Annotated in this window: 12 protein-coding genes; 4 read left to right on the plus strand and 8 right to left on the minus strand. The window is 60.6% G+C overall.

All coding sequences use genetic code 11. The annotated features are described in order from the left end of the window. Positions 1–26: 26 nt before the first annotated feature. Both ACQY6C_RS08330 and ACQY6C_RS08335 read left to right on the plus strand, forming a co-directional pair. Positions 27–1760 (plus strand): lytic transglycosylase domain-containing protein, encoded by a 1734-nt coding sequence (locus ACQY6C_RS08330; RefSeq protein ID WP_427967421.1) that lies wholly within the window; start codon positions 27–29, stop codon positions 1758–1760. Between the two features lie 62 nt (positions 1761–1822). Next, the gene (locus tag ACQY6C_RS08335) at positions 1823–2932 is read left to right on the plus strand and encodes a PA0069 family radical SAM protein (protein WP_427967423.1); all 1110 of its coding nucleotides are present in this window, start codon (positions 1823–1825) and stop codon (positions 2930–2932) included. A 148-nt stretch (positions 2933–3080) separates the two neighbouring features. On the opposite strand, the gene ACQY6C_RS08340 is transcribed toward ACQY6C_RS08335, so the two are convergent. From ACQY6C_RS08340 to ACQY6C_RS08375, 8 genes are all read right to left on the minus strand, one after another. Then, complete coding sequence (locus tag ACQY6C_RS08340) at positions 3081–3515, minus strand: DUF1330 domain-containing protein (protein ID WP_427967425.1); 435 nt, start codon at positions 3513–3515, stop codon at positions 3081–3083. 3 nt (positions 3516–3518) lie between these two features. Next, positions 3519–5117 (minus strand): long-chain fatty acid--CoA ligase, encoded by a 1599-nt coding sequence (locus tag ACQY6C_RS08345; RefSeq protein WP_427967428.1) that lies wholly within the window; start codon positions 5115–5117, stop codon positions 3519–3521. Positions 5118–5227: 110 nt separating this feature from the next. Further along, entirely contained in the window at positions 5228–8812 is a 3585-nt protein-coding gene (dnaE, locus tag ACQY6C_RS08350; protein WP_427967431.1) for a DNA polymerase III subunit alpha, read from the minus strand. Between the two features lie 487 nt (positions 8813–9299). Further along, a complete protein-coding gene (locus tag ACQY6C_RS08355) occupies positions 9300–9779 on the minus strand; it encodes a glutathione peroxidase (RefSeq protein WP_427967434.1) in 480 nt (159 codons plus the stop codon). Further along, a complete protein-coding gene (locus ACQY6C_RS08360) occupies positions 9776–10309 on the minus strand; it encodes a hypothetical protein (RefSeq protein ID WP_427967437.1) in 534 nt (177 codons plus the stop codon). Before ACQY6C_RS08360 ends, ACQY6C_RS08355 begins: the two co-directional genes overlap by 4 nt. A 109-nt stretch (positions 10310–10418) precedes the next feature. Then, positions 10419–10694, minus strand: a complete 276-nt coding sequence (locus tag ACQY6C_RS08365; protein WP_427967439.1) for a hypothetical protein — start codon at positions 10692–10694, stop codon at positions 10419–10421. A 46-nt stretch (positions 10695–10740) separates the two neighbouring features. Further along, the gene (locus ACQY6C_RS08370) at positions 10741–11427 is read right to left on the minus strand and encodes an ABC transporter ATP-binding protein (RefSeq protein WP_427967442.1); all 687 of its coding nucleotides are present in this window, start codon (positions 11425–11427) and stop codon (positions 10741–10743) included. Further along, on the minus strand, positions 11420–12661 hold the full coding sequence (locus ACQY6C_RS08375) for a lipoprotein-releasing ABC transporter permease subunit (protein WP_427967506.1): 1242 nt from the start codon (positions 12659–12661) through the stop codon (positions 11420–11422). The genes ACQY6C_RS08370 and ACQY6C_RS08375 overlap by 8 nt, the downstream gene beginning before the upstream one ends. 180 nt (positions 12662–12841) lie before the next feature. Between ACQY6C_RS08375 and purF the strand changes: the two genes are divergently transcribed. Both purF and ACQY6C_RS08385 read left to right on the plus strand, forming a co-directional pair. After that, a complete protein-coding gene (gene purF, locus ACQY6C_RS08380; protein WP_427967445.1) occupies positions 12842–14314 on the plus strand; it encodes an amidophosphoribosyltransferase in 1473 nt (490 codons plus the stop codon). Further along, on the plus strand, positions 14314–15042 hold the full coding sequence (locus tag ACQY6C_RS08385) for an SDR family NAD(P)-dependent oxidoreductase (protein ID WP_427967448.1): 729 nt from the start codon (positions 14314–14316) through the stop codon (positions 15040–15042). The genes purF and ACQY6C_RS08385 overlap by 1 nt, the downstream gene beginning before the upstream one ends. Positions 15043–15142 lie beyond the last annotated feature (100 nt).

Raw genomic sequence — 15142 nt, forward strand, 5'->3', positions numbered from 1 at the left:
GGCGATTGCGCGCTGGAACGACGGCTATGGCCCTGATGGCCGGGATTGCCGCAGCCGCGCCCTCTCCCGCCGCAGCCAACAGCAGCGCCGAATATTTCCGCGCGAAGATTTCCGACAGCGTGGTGCCGGGCCTCCTGAGCAATGCCGACAAGGCCTATTACACTGATCTGTTTCGCGCGATCGATGCCGAGCAATGGGACAAGGTCGAAAAACTGCTGCAGGAGCGCTCGGATGGGCCGCTGCACCAAGTGGCGCGCGCCGAATATTACACGGCGGCCACCAGCCCCAAGGTCAGTGCGGAGCAGATCGCGAAATGGTTTGAAGACGGGGCGCTCTTGCCGCAGGCGGAGCAGCTTGCACGTCTGGGCCTGAAACGCGGGTTGGAAGCCGTGCCAGAGCTGCCGCGCGAGCAGAGTCTCGTGCGCCAGCCCGGTTCTTCCAAACGCATCCTTCCGCGCAGCGTAGATGATGGGACCATGCCGGAAAGCATCAGTTCCTCGATTCTCGAGCATATCCGCGGTGACGACCCCGACGGTGCCCGACTTCTGCTCGACGGGATCGATGCGAACCTCAGCCCAGAAGCGCGCGCAGAATGGCGCCAGCGTGTCGCCTGGAGCTATTACATCGAAAATCAGGACGCTCCTGCACTTGCCATGGCGCAGTCCGTCGCTGACGGATCGGGTGCATGGGTAGCTGAAGGCGCATGGGTTGCTGGCCTTGCCGCCTGGCGGCTCGGCGATTGCGAGACGTCCGCAAACGCATTTGCACGATCAGCCGCGCAATCGACCAACATCGAGCTGACATCGGCGGCACATTACTGGGCCAGCCGTGCGTTGACGCGCTGTCGGAAGCCTGGCGAAGCAGACAAGCATCTCGCGGCCGCTGCGCGGTTTGACGAGACGCTTTACGGAATGCTCGCGCTCGATGCGCGTGGACAGGATATCCCCGCGGGACACACTGCGCCCGACTTCGACAATGCCGATTGGCAGCGATTGCGCAACGAGCCCAATGTGCGCGTTGCGGTCGAGCTTTCGGAGATCGGTCGCAGCGATTTGGCCGACGAAGTCCTGCGTCATCAGGCGCGGATCGGCAACCCGTCCGAATATTCCTCGCTTTCGCGGCTCGCGCGCGAGTTGGGAATGCCGCAAACGCAATTATGGATGGCGTATCATGCGCCCTATGGCAGCAAGTCCGAACCGGCGCTGCGTTATCCGACCGCAAGGTGGACTCCGACCACCGGCTGGCATGTCGATCCGGCGCTTGCTTTCGCGCATGCCCTTCAGGAATCGAATTTCCGCACGAAGGCATTGAGTCCGGCCAAGGCGCGTGGGCTGATGCAGATCACGCCGATTACGGTGCGCGAACATGCCGGTCGGCTCGAAATGAACGCGCGCTATGTCAATCTCAACGATCCTGAGGTCAATCTCGCTTTCGGGCAGCGCAATCTCGAAATGCTGCGCGATAGCGCCGCGACGCGCGGGCAATTACCCAAGATCATGGCCGCCTATAACGCCGGGCTCGCGCCGATCTCTCGCTGGAACAGCGAGATCAACGACCAGAACGATCCGCTGCTTTACATGGAATCGATCCCCTATTGGGAAACGCGTGCCTATGTTGCGATCGTGATGCGTAATTACTGGATGTATGAACGGCAGGCCGGCGTGGAATCGCCCTCCCGGCTGTCGCTTGCGCAGGGTAGCTGGCCCGGCTTTCCCGAGGCTTCGGGATCGAACAGCGTTCACTTGAGCCGGAAGAATTGATTGCACTCCTGCGCTTGATCTGACCACTTTCCGCGACTCAATGTTCCGTGTATGTTCTCATCATGGAACGCAACCCATCCTCCGCTATCCATGGGCGCGGTGCCCAGTCGGGCAAGGTTCCGACACGATTCGGGCTGGCGGCGCGGGAAATCGATGGCGATTGGCGCGACTATATGGAGCTGCTCGCCAGGGAGGACGGAGCACCGCCGGGAAAATTGCGCACGCAGGTGACCGAGGAACGCCCCAGGACGATCCTTAGCTTCAACACTTCGCCCGACATACCCTTTGACCGTTCGATCAACGCCTATCGCGGTTGCGAACATGGCTGCGTCTATTGCTTCGCTCGGCCTACCCACGCCTATCACGACCTTTCGCCCGGGCTCGATTTCGAAACAAAGCTGTTTGCCAAGCCCAATGCGGCGGAATTGCTGCGCGCGACGCTGGCAAAGCCAAAATACCGCCCTCGCCCGATCGCGATGGGAACCAACACCGATCCCTACCAGCCGATCGAACGCCAATATCGCATCACGCGGCAAGTGCTGGAGCTGTGCCTGGAGGCGCGCCATCCGGTGACGATCACCACCAAGTCTGACCGCGTGATCGACGACCTCGAACTGCTGGCCGAGATGGCGCGGCATCATCTGGTGGCAGTGGCGATTTCCGTCACGACGCTCGATCCGAAACTCTCGGGCAAGCTCGAACCGCGCGCAGCTTCGCCCGCCAAGCGACTCGCAGCACTTGGAAAACTGGTCGAAGCGGGTATTCCATCGCATGTCTCGGTCGCGCCCGTTATCCCCGCAATCACGGACGAGTTTATGGAAGAGATCATCAAGCGCGCGGCGGCGGTTGGCGTTCGCTCGGCGAGCTGGATCCCGCTGCGGTTGCCGCATGAGCTCTCACCATTGTTTCGCGAATGGCGGAGCGTTCATTACCCCGACCGCGCGGGCAAGGTCATGAGCATTGTGCGTTCGATCCGATCGGGGCGCGACAATGATCCGAACTTCTTCTCGCGGATGAAACCCAAGGGCATATGGGCGGACGTATTCCGTTCGCGCTTCAATCTCGCCTGCAAGCGATCAGGGCTGAACCGCAAGCGCATGGGCGACCAGTTTCCGCTCGATTGCTCGCAATTCAGGCGGCCGGATCTGGGCGGGCAGTTGCGACTTTTTTAAGGTGAAGGGCCTTCACAGAAACCGCGTTGGTAATTCCAGCGCCCACCAGCATCAAGACAGCCATCGATGTCCATCACTTCGTGCAGATACCAGCCGCCAAGCAATCCCAAGAAACAGCCAGCCAGCAAATACAAGAACTGAACCTTAGTCACCCGAACCCCGCCCCGACCTTGCCCGGCTTGAAGCGTATCAAGCGACTGTCGACCAGTGCTGCCGTGCGGTTTACCACTGCCTTTTGGTAGTCCGGGTTCTTGATCATTTCGAAGAAGGCGCCTGCATTGGGATATTGCGCCACGAAGCCATCGTCCCAGCGCATGTCTTCCGGTCCGGTCACCATGCACTGGAAGGCCCCGCGCCACACGATCTGCCCGCCGACGCGCTGGAAGATCGGGCCGGAGGTGCGGCCATATTCCTCATAGGCGCGCCTGCCGCTCCAGCCATTGCCGTGGTGTTCGTGCCCCTCGGGATATTCGGCCTGGTCGCGATAGAGCAGCAGGTTGAGCATGTGGATCGGCTCGTCGCGCGGGAGGTCCTTGAAAGCCTGGAAATTGGCCGGGCTCGGATCGATGAAGGTGTCACTCATGCTTCAAACCTCAAGCTTGTAGTCGGCAAACTGGTCGCGCAGATCCTTTTTGCTGATTTTGCCGGTGGCGGTGTGAGGGATCTCGTCGATGAACTCGACCGCGTCGGGCAACCACCATTTGGCGACCTTGTCCTTGAGGAACTCGGTCACTTCCTCGGCACTCACTTCTGCACCTTCGTTCTTGACCACGAACAGCACGGGCCGCTCGTCCCATTTGGGATGATAGATGCCCACGGCAGCCGCTTCGCAGATCGCCGGGTGCCCGACTGCTGCGTTCTCGAGTTCGACCGAGCTGATCCACTCACCGCCCGATTTGATCACGTCCTTGGTCCGGTCGGTCAGTTGCAGTGTACCGTCGGGATGGATGATGCCGACATCGCCAGTGTCGAACCAGCCATCATTGCCCACTGCATCCTGCTCGGCCTTGAAATAGCGCTTGATGATCCACGGGCCCCGGATCTGCAGCGCGCCGCTGGACTTTCCATCGCGCGGGAGTTCGGTGACCATGTCGTCGAGATCGACCGTGCGTAGCTCGACGCCGAAGATCGGGCGGCCCTGCTTCATGGTCTTTGCGACCTTTTCGTCGAAGCTGAGCTGGTCCCAATTCCAGGTCGGTGCGCCAACCGTTCCGATTGGTGAGGTTTCCGTCATGCCCCAGGCATGCTGGACGCGCGTGCCGTTCTTCATCAGACGCTCGATCATGAACTTGGGCGCAGCGGAACCGCCGATGGTCGCGGCCTTGAGCGGAGGCAGATCGATGCCTTCCTTGTCGCAATATTGGAAATGCGCGAGCCAGACGGTGGGCACACCCGCGCTGTCGGTCACGCCTTCGCGCAGCATCAGCTCGTGCAATACCGCGGGATCGTTGACCGCCGAAAAGACGAATTTGATGCCCGCCATCGCACCGGCATAGGGCAGGCCCCAGCTGGCTGCGTGGAACATCGGCACCACCGGCAGCATCACGGAGGAAGGGCTGAAATTGAAAGCGCTCGGCTGCAAGCCGGAAAGCGCGTGCATCACGGTCGAACGATGTTCGTATTGCACGCCCTTGGGATTGCCCGTCGTTCCGCTGGTGTAGCAGATCATGCAGGGATCGGTTTCGCCTCCGGAAACCCATTCGAAATCGCCATCCTGTTCTGCGATCCAGTCTTCGAAAGCTGGCGAATGATCGCCGGAATCGTAGCAGATATAGTGCTCGACTGTTGTCCAGCGGGACTTCATCCGGTCGACGATTGGTTGGAACGCGGCGTCGTAGCACAGCACCCGGTCTTCGGCGTGGTTGACGATATATTCGAGCTGATCGTCGAACAGGCGCGGATTGACCGTGTGCAGCACCCCGCCCATCCCAGCGACGCCATACCAGCTGACCAAGTGGCGAGAGTGGTTCATCGCCAGGCTGGCGACACGCTCGCCCTTCCTGATGCCCATCGCCAAGAGCGCCTGTGCCATCTTCTTGGCGTCGGTGCGGATCGTGGCCCAATCGGTTCTTGTCTCGCTGCCATCGGCCCATCGGGTCACAATCTCGCGCGTACCGGCTTCGCGCGCCGCATGATCGATCACATGCGTCACCCGCATGGTCCATTCCTGCATGGCTCCGAGCATCGCAATTCCTCTCCTCAATTGTTCTTTGCACCATTCATGCCGTTGCCGCGCACGCTTGGCAATCGGTTGAAGCGGGTGATTTCCGGGGGAGGAAGGAACCTAGTGCAATATCACGCGACGAGGCGCAAGTTGGCGCGGGCACGTAGCGGCTTGAGCTCGACATTCTCCAGCCCTTCGATGGCGGCGAGCCGCTCGGCCAGATCGCCGTCGAGCATGAACTGGCGGCCAAGGCGAAGTTGAGGCGTTTCGCCATCGGGCAGCATGAGCCGCACGATCACTTCGCCCTGCCCCTCTTCGCCTGCGCCAAGTTCCAGCTTCAGGTCGCGCAGCGCTTCTACGCTCAGCGCGTCGAGCGTGAGGATCATTGGTGTGCCGCCCTTAACTTCGTCCAGCGGGCGCGCACCGCGCACGGTGACGCGCGGAGCGTCGCCGGGATTGGGCGAATCGAGCTCGACCGTGAGCAGCAGGCAGGTGGCGTCCTTGGCCCATTGTTCGAACTTGGGAACCAGCGATTCTTCGAAGCAGGCGGCTGAGAACTGGCCCGTCTGGTCGGAGAAATCGGCGCGTATGAAATCGGCCCCGCGTTTGGTCCGTCCCTTGTTGTAGCCCTCGACCATGGCAGCCATGACAGCAGACGATCGGCCGCCCGGCGTCGTGCCGCCTTCCATCAGGCTCTGATAGCTGCGCGCGCCATTTGCCGAAGCGAGCGTCCAGAACTGCTGCACCGGATGAGCCGAGAAGTAGAAGCCGAAGTTTTCGCGCTCGCGGGCCATGGTTTCGATGCGCGACCAGGGTTCGACTTCTTTGAGGCGAAGACTGTCTTCCGCTTCGGCTTCGCCGCCAAACAAGGCGACCTGCCCGCTGCTGCGTTCACGCTCCGCCGCATCGGCAACCGCGAGCAGCATGTCCGCATTCTCGAACACTTTTGCACGATCCGGTTCGAGCGTGTCGAGCGCGCCCGCCGCTGCCAGCCCTTCAAGCTGGCGCGAATTCATCGAGCCTTTCGGCAGGCGTTCGCACAGATCCTGCAGGCTGGCGAAAGCGCCTCCGTTCTCGCGCTCCGTCACTACCGCTTCCATCGCCTTTTCGCCGACATTGCGGATTCCCGCGAGCGCATAGCGCACGGCATAGCCGTGGTCGGTCTGTTCCACGGTGAAGCGCGCTTCCGATGCATTGATGTCGGGCGGAAGGACTTCAATCCCTCCTTCATGGCCGGGATAGCGGCGTGCGTCATCGACGAAGGCGGCCAGCTTTTCCGACTGGTGCATATCGAAGCACATCGAGGCGGCGTAGAATTCTTCCGGGTAATGCGCCTTGAGCCATCCCGTCTGGTAGGCGAGCAGAGCATAGGCGGCAGCGTGCGATTTGTTGAAGCCGTAGCCCGCAAACTTGTCGATCAAGTCGAACAGCTCGTTGGCTCGTTTCGGCTCGATGTCGGACACGTCCTTGCAGCCTTCGACGAAGCGCTGGCGCTGCGCGTCCATCTCGGCCTGGACCTTCTTGCCCATTGCGCGGCGCAACAGGTCCGCGTCGCCGAGCGAGTAGCCCGCCAGTATCTGCGCGGCCTGCATCACCTGTTCCTGATAGACGAAGATGCCGTAGGTCTCCGCGAGAATGCCTTCCAGCTTGGGATGCGGATATTCGATCGGCACTTCGCCTGCCTTGCGCTGGCCGAACAGCGGGATGTTGTCCATCGGGCCGGGCCGATAGAGCGAGACGAGCGCGATGATGTCGCCGAAATTGGTTGGCTTCACCGCTGTCAGCGTGCGCCGCATCCCTTCGGATTCCAGCTGGAACACGCCGACCGTATTGCCCGATTGCATCAAGTCGTAGACAGCCGGATCGTCAAGCGGGAGCTGCGACAGGTCAATTGCGATTTCGCGCTTCGCCAGCAGGTCCACCGCCTTGCGCAGCACCGACAGCGTCTTGAGCCCGAGGAAGTCGAATTTGACCAGCCCGGAACTCTCGACATTCTTCATGTCGTATTGTGTCACCGGCATGTCCGATCGCGGATCGCGGTATAGCGGGACGAGTTGCGCCAGCGGCCTGTCACCGATCACCACACCTGCGGCATGGGTCGAGGAATTGCGCGGCAGGCCCTCCAGCTCGAGCGCAAGATCGACGAGGCGCTTCACCTCATTATCGTTGTCATACTCGCGCTTGAAGTCCGCCGCGCCATTAAGCGCGCGCGGCAGCGTCCAGGGATCGGTCGGATGATTGGGAACCATCTTGCACAGCCGGTCGACATGTCCGTAGCTCATCTGCAGGATGCGTCCGCAATCGCGCAGCACTGCGCGGGCCTTCATCTTTCCGAAGGTGATGATCTGCGCGACGTGGTCGTGCCCGTATTTCTGCTGGACATAGCGGATCACTTCGCCGCGCCGCGTTTCGCAGAAGTCGATATCGAAGTCCGGCATTGAAACGCGTTCGGGGTTGAGGAAACGTTCGAACAGCAGCCCCAGCTTGATCGGATCGAGATCGGTGATGGTCAGCGCCCAGGCAACCAGCGAACCCGCACCCGAACCACGCCCCGGCCCCACCGGAATGCCATTGTCCTTGGCCCATTTGATGAAGTCGGCAACGATCAGGAAGTAGCCGGGGAAGCCCATCTTGACGATGATGTCGACTTCATAATCGAGCCGGTTCTTGTACTCGAGAACCTCCTCAAATATTCCGTTCGCCCTGAGCTTGTCGAAGGGCTGTCCTGCTTCTTCGAGCGCCTCCGCTGTAGCAAAGTGCAGGGCTTCGACAAGCTCAGCCCGAACGGTTTCTGGATAGTAAGGCTCCAGGCGCTTGACCAAACCATCACGCGCATCCTCCGCCAGCATCCGCGCTTCGCCTTCGAGGTCACCGGCAAGACTGGGCAGAATCGGCTTGCGATAAGGCGGCGCATAGGCACAGCGCTGGGCGATCACCAGCGTGTTCCGCATCGCCTCGGGCAGGTCCGCGAAAGCCTCGTCCATCATCGGGGCTGATTTCACGAATGCCTGGCGGTTGGTGCGGGGGCGATCCTCTGCCTCGATATGCGTTGAATTGGCAATGCACAGCATGGCGTCATGCGCCTTGAACATATGCGGTTCGGCGAAATTGGCCGGGTTGGTGGCGACAAGCGGCAGGTTGCGCGCATAGGCGAGATCGATCAGCGCCTTTTCCGCTCGCTCTGCCACCGGATCGCCATTGCGCGCGAGTTCGATGTAGAATCGGTCGGGGAACAATGCCTGCAGCCTGTCGCACATGGCTTCTGCGTGGCTGGACTGGCCCTCGGCCAACAGCCGTGTCAGCGCACCCTCACCTGCTCCGCTGAGAGCGATCAAGCCATCGGTGTGGCCTTCGAGAGCGCCGAGTTGGACATGCGGCTCCATTTCCAGCGGGCGATCGAGGTGAGCCTTCGACACGAGATGGCACAAATTGTCGTACCCCGCCTCGTCCTGAGCGAAGAGCGGCAGGTAATCGACCTGCTTGCCCTCTTCATCGCGCGCCACGCCCAGCAGGGAGCCTATGATAGGCTGGATACCTTCAGCCATGCAGGCATTGGCAAACATGACCGCGCCATAGAGCCCGTTGCGGTCACAAATCGCGATCGCAGGAAAGCCACGCTCCTTTGCCAGCTTGGCAATCGCCTTGGGATCGATGGCTCCTTCGAGCATCGAGTAGGAAGAGAGAACACGCAGCGGTACGAAAGGGGCGTAGGCCATGCCCTCAATCTAGGAAATTGCGCGCGATTCGGAAGCGTTTCCGCGGGTTAATTCTCCACAGGCTGGAGAACTGACGGGTGACTGATTTTGGGTTGGGCCTGATTGCGGGATTGTGGCCAGAATTGGGTGAAAGCGGTGGTTCAAACTCTCAGATTTTCACCCCTGCGGACAGCAAGAGCTCGATTGACGCAGTATAGTGTGGCCGCGAGCGGAGGGAGAACGAACAACGCCGCTACAAGGAAGGTGTCCAACTGTACTCCAAAGAAAGCGAAGGTCATCCAAATCATCCAGCCGAAAGCGACATCAAGGATGACTGTGGCTACAATCAAAGCGGCCAACGACAGTTTCGTATTGAAGTTCACCTTCGGCATGCGCTCTTACTAGCAGTCAGCGTGTAATGCGTCATGTCAGCAATTAGGGTCGTTAGCGATAAGTCCGCTTTCGCTCGAACATCGGCAAAAGCAGACTCGTCAGTCCGCCCTGCCCTTCACAGCAGCTTTTCGATATCCTTGGCGATGCGCTCGGGCTTGTCGTTGGGGGCATAGCGCCGCACGACATTGCCTTCGCGATCGATCAGGAACTTGGTGAAGTTCCACTTGATCGCGGTGGTGCCCATGATTCCCTTTGCTTCGCTCTTCATCCAGTCGAACAGCGGCGAGGCATCGGGGCCGTTCACGTCGATCTTCTGCATCAGCGGGAAGGTGACGCCGAAATTGAGTTTGCAGAACTCGGCGATTTCTTCCGCATTGCCCGGCTCCTGCGCGCCGAACTGATTGCAAGGGAAGCCAAGTACCTCGAAGCCGCGATCCTGATATTGTTCGAATAGTTTCTCGAGCCCGTCATATTGCGGGGTGAAGCCGCATTTGCTGGCGGTATTGACGACCAGCAGGACCTTGCCCTTCTTTTCTGCCAGGTTGAGTTCCTCACCGCGATTGGTGGTGACGGTAAAATCGGCAATTGTGGTCATGGCCCCTCCTTGTGGGGCCGGTATATCAGGTCGAATGTGGTTTGCCACGTCAGGCCGTGATCCGCTGAAAACTCTCCGTGCTGGCGCACTGCGCCATCGGGCAACTTCGAATAGGTCATGCGGGTCAGCCCGTCTTCACCTTTCGGGCCTGAGCCCTTCCACCTGCCGGTCAACACCATCTTGCCGTCAGTCGCGCCGCCGGTGAAATAGACCGGACCCGGCGAGGAGCCGATCCAGGTCTGCTTCCACCCGCCGCTCTGCGGATCGTATCCGTTGAGGCTGCCTCCGCCCGCACCCTTCAGCGGCATCCAGTTTTCCCGCACTGCACATCCCGCATAGAGCTTCTCGATAAGGCTATGCGCGACCAGCGTTTCCGTCCCAGCGCGATAGACATCCCACTCGCCAAGCCAGAAGTCGAATTCGCGATAGTGTTCGCCCGTGCAGCCGTTGGGCGGCGAAGGCGGAGAGGCAGGCTGCGGCTGCGCGCTGGCGGCCTGCAGGATCAGGAGCGATGCAAATGTGGCGATCATGGTCATTTCCCCCCATTTTCGGAGAGAACAGAGAGGCCGCTATCCCTCAAGGGATCAATCCCTATCGGATCAGAGGCGCCCAGCATTCGACGAGAGTGCGAGGACTTGCCTAGCCCGGATAATCATCGCGTGCAGCAAGGGCCGCGATCTCGCTGTAGCAGAGTCGATGGTCGCCGCTTTTCTGGATCGTGTAGCGTCGGCGTTCGGCATCGGGCAGCATCATGACATATCGGACCAACTCGCCCAGCGTCGCCCGTCGCAGCGCCTTTGCGGCATCGAAGACGCCCGCCCCATCATTGGCCAGATGCAATGAGGCGCCATCGCCCCATTCAATTTTACCGGAGGACATATCCTTGCCACTGAATGTGCTGGGGTGATCGCTCATCCTGTGCTCTCCCGCTTGCAAACCACATTGGTGGTGACTGACAAGGTTACCTTAGCACGCCCTCGTGGAGGCGGACAACGCGATCCATCCTGTTGGCCAGTCTCTCGTTATGCGTCGCGACCAAAGCTGCGCTCCCCTCGCCCCGCACCAGTTCGAGAAACTGGCTGAGAACGCGGTCGGAAGTATGCTCGTCCAGATTGCCGGTCGGCTCATCCGCCAGCACCAGCGTAGGTCGGTTGGCCAGGGCGCGCGCCACGGCAACGCGCTGTTGTTCGCCGCCCGAAAGCTGGCTCGGCCTATGATCCATCCTGTGCCCCAGCCCCAGCGCCGTAAGTAGCTCTTCCGCGCGCCGATCGGCATCTGCGCGGTCAGCTCCGGCGACCATCTGCGGCATCACCACGTTTTCCAGCGCGTTGAAATCGGGCAGGAGGTGGTGGAATTGATATACGAAGCCCAGATGCTCGCGCCGAATCTGCGTGCGGCGGTCTGATGGAAGTTCGCTCGCTTCGATACCGGCAATCGCAATCGAGCCGCTAAACCCGCCTTCCAGCAGGCCAACAGCCTGCAACATGGTCGATTTGCCGGTGCCCGAAGGACCGAGCAGCGCCACGATCTCGCCCGGCATGACGTCAAGATCGACGCCGCGCAGCACTTCGATCGTAGTATCGCCCTGTTGGAAGCTGCGCCGCAGGTCGCGCAGCCGGACGACGGGAGTGATGCTGCCGTCATTCATAACGCAGCACCTGTACCGGATCGGTGCTGGCCGCTTTCCATGCGGGATATAGCGTGGCGAGGAAGCTCAGCGTGAGCGCCAGCAATACTATGCCCGTGACCTCCACCGGATCGGTCCTTGCCGGCAAGGTCGAGAGGAAGCGGATCGAAGGGTCCCACAGGTTCTGTCCTGTCACCACTTCAATCACTCGCACGATCTGCTGTCTGAAGAACAGCACCAAGAAGCCGAACACGAGCCCGGCCACGGTCCCGATTGCGCCGACGGTGAAACCCGTGGTGACAAAGATCTTCATCAGGCTGCGCCGCGTGGCGCCCATTGTGCGCATGATCGCTATGTCGCGGGTCTTGGCGCGCACCAGCATGACAAGACTGGAGAGAATGTTGAAAGCTGCCACCAGCACCATGAAGCTGAGAGCAAAGAACATGGCGACCCGTTCGACCTGCAGCGCTTCGAACAGCGATGCGTTTATCGTCTTCCAGTCGGACACAACCGCTCGTCCAGCGAGGGTTTCCTGCACCGGGGCGAGGATCTCTCCGACATTATCGGGATCATCCACCTTCACTTCGATCATGCCGACTGTGTCGCCGATCAGCAGTAGTGTCTGCGCGTCCTGCATCGGCATGACGACGAATGCCTGGTCGTAATCATAAATCCCGACTTCGAAAATGGCCGAGACGTGGTAGCCGATCTGCCTCGGAACAGTGCCGAACGGGGTCGAGCGGCCCGCCGGATTGATGATGGTGATCGTGTCGCCGACTCGCGCGCCGATATTCTGCGCGAGACGCGATCCGATGGCGACGTTGCCCTTGCCTGGCTGAAGCTCCGCAATATTGCCGAGCAGCACCTTGTCACCCAGTTTCTCGATATCTTGCTTGGTATTGCCGCGCACCAGGATCGCTTCGACCCGACCGTTGAAAGTGGTCAGCAAGGGTTGCTCGATCAATGGGGAGGCTTCGACCACGCCGGGAGTCTTGCGGACTTCCTGGAGCACGTTCTCCCAATCATCCAGTCGCCCGCCATAGGCCTGCACTATCGCGTGGCCGTTGAGGCCCACGATCTTGTCCAGCAATTCGGCGCGAAATCCGTTCATTACGCTCATGACCACGACCAGCATGGCGACGCTGAGCATGACAACGCCCACGCTGATACCCGCGACGAGCGCAATGAACGCCTCCCCCTTGCCGGGAAGGAGGTAGCGTTTGGCTATCATCCATTCGAAAGGTGAGAGGATCAAAACGCGATTGCTCTGCTCAAGGGAAGGTGAACAGGGGCTGTAGGGTGCGGCCAAGGCCGGTGCAATGCGAAAACCTTGGGACTGCACAGCTTCAGGCCTCGATTGGTCCTTGTAATCCTCCTGTAACATCGCCATTGGACCACCCGAAGTTGAGGCGCGGCGCAGCGGACAGGCACGGCCATGAATTGCACCCATCCGTTTATCGATCTTTCCGGCGACAAGCTGCGAGAGGAATGTGGCGTGTTCGGCGTGATAAACGCCGCCGATGCCGCGGCTGCTACTGCGCTTGGTCTCCACGCTCTGCAGCATCGCGGCCAGGAAGCGGCCGGCATCACAAGCTATGACGGGCAGGAATTCTATTCGCGGCGTGGGCTTGGCCATGTTGCGGAAAACTTTTCAACGCCCGAAGCCATTGGCGAGTTGCCCGGCTTCATGGCTGGCGGTCACGTGCGCTATTCGACCACCGGCGGATCGGGCCTGCGAAACGTTCAGCCGCTGTTTGCCGATCTGGCCAGCGGCGGGTTTGCGGTCGCCCACAATGGCAATATCTCCAACGCACAGACCCTCCGCAACGAATTGGTTCGCCATGGCGCGATCTTCCAGTCGACATCGGATACAGAGGTCATCATCCATCTGGTTGCGACGAGCCGCTATCCGACGATGATCGACCGGCTGATCGATGCCTTGCGCCTTGTCGAAGGCGCCTATTCGCTGATCGTGATGACGCCCGAAGGGATGATCGGTTGCCGCGATCCGCTCGGCATTCGTCCGCTCGTGATGGGCAAGATGGGCGATGCCGTCGCTTTCGCCAGTGAAACGGTCGCTTTCGACGTGGTTGGCGCTGAATTCGTTCGCGAGGTCGAACCGGGCGAGCTGATCCGGGTCGATTTCGACGGGAAGATCGAATCGATCCACCCCTTTGGCAAGCATCAGCCGCGTCCATGCATTTTCGAGCACGTTTACTTCAGCCGCCCGGATTCGATCTTCGCCAACCGCTCGGTCTATGCTGCGCGCAAGGCCATCGGCGAGCAGCTCGCAATCGAAAGCCCGGTCGACGCGGATCTGGTCGTGCCCGTTCCCGACAGCGGCGTTCCTGCTGCCATCGGCTATGCCCATCAATCGGGCGTGCCGTTTGAACTGGGCATTATTCGTTCGCACTATGTCGGGCGAACCTTCATCCAGCCTTCCGACGGTGCGCGCCATTCGGGCGTGAAGCGCAAGCATAATGCCAACCGCAGCCTGGTCGCGGGCAAGCGCATCGTGTTGATCGACGATTCGATCGTGCGCGGCACCACTTCGATGAAGATAGTCGAGATGATGCGCGAAGCTGGTGCCAGCGAAGTGCATTTTCGTGTCGCAAGCCCGCCAACAGCGCATAGCTGCTTCTATGGCGTCGATACGCCGGAGCGCGCCAAATTGCTTGCCGCGAGAATGGAAGTCGAGCCGATGCGCGAGTTCATCAAGGCTGACAGTCTTGCCTTCGTGTCGATCGACGGCCTTTACCGTGCGGTCGGTGCGAAAGATCGCAACGCAAAATGCCCGCAATTCTGCGACGCATGTTTCACTGGCGACTATCCGACTTCGCTGACTGACCTTGCGACAAGCGAGTCCAAATCCGCCCAACTGACCTTCGCCGATCACAAGGCAGCGTAATGCCCAATCAGAATCCGACAGACGACCGCCCTTTGGCCGGAAAACTCGCACTCGTAACAGGCGCGAGCCGAGGCATTGGCGCTGCGACCGCAGTGGCGCTCGCCAAGGCAGGTGCGCATGTGGTGCTGACGGCGCGTGACGTCAAAGCGCTCGAGAAGGTCGAAGACCAGATCCATGCCGATGGCGGGACGTCGACCATCGCCCCGCTAGACCTGACCGAGTCCGATTCGGTGTCGCGGCTTGCTGCGGCCGTTTCTTCGCGTTGGGATGCGCTCGATTTCCTGGTTATTTCAGCAGCATATTTGCCACAGCTTACACCGGTTACGCAGATCGATCCGAAGCAGTTCAACCAGGCCATGACGATCAATGTCCTGGCGACACAGGCATTGCTTGCAGGATTTGACGCGATGCTGAAGCGCGCCGAGGCGGCACGGGTGATTGGCCTCACCAGCAGCGTCGGGGAAAAGCCGCGCGCCTATTGGGCAGCCTATGGATCGACCAAGGCCGCGTTCGAGAACATTCTCGAATCCTATGGCCAGGAAGTCGAAAAGCTGAGCGGTATCAGAGTCGCGATCGTCGATCCCGGCGCGACCCGTACGGCAATGCGGGCCCGCGCCTATCCGGGAGAGGATCCGGCAACGGTCAAACCGCCCGAAGAGGTCGCGGCACGGATCGCAACTCTTTGCGAAGACGGGTTTTCCGCGGGGCACCGCGAACGGGTCGACTAAGGCGCAAATCTGGAGCGCGTGGTTAATTTCGCGCTAATCACATTTCAGAACCGGTTGGAAAGCGGCATTCGCCACTATGATCGTCACCTTTCGGGCAGTG

Origin of the sequence: Altererythrobacter sp., from assembly GCF_050299635.1 — a bacterium.
Classification (GTDB): domain Bacteria; phylum Pseudomonadota; class Alphaproteobacteria; order Sphingomonadales; family Sphingomonadaceae; genus Erythrobacter.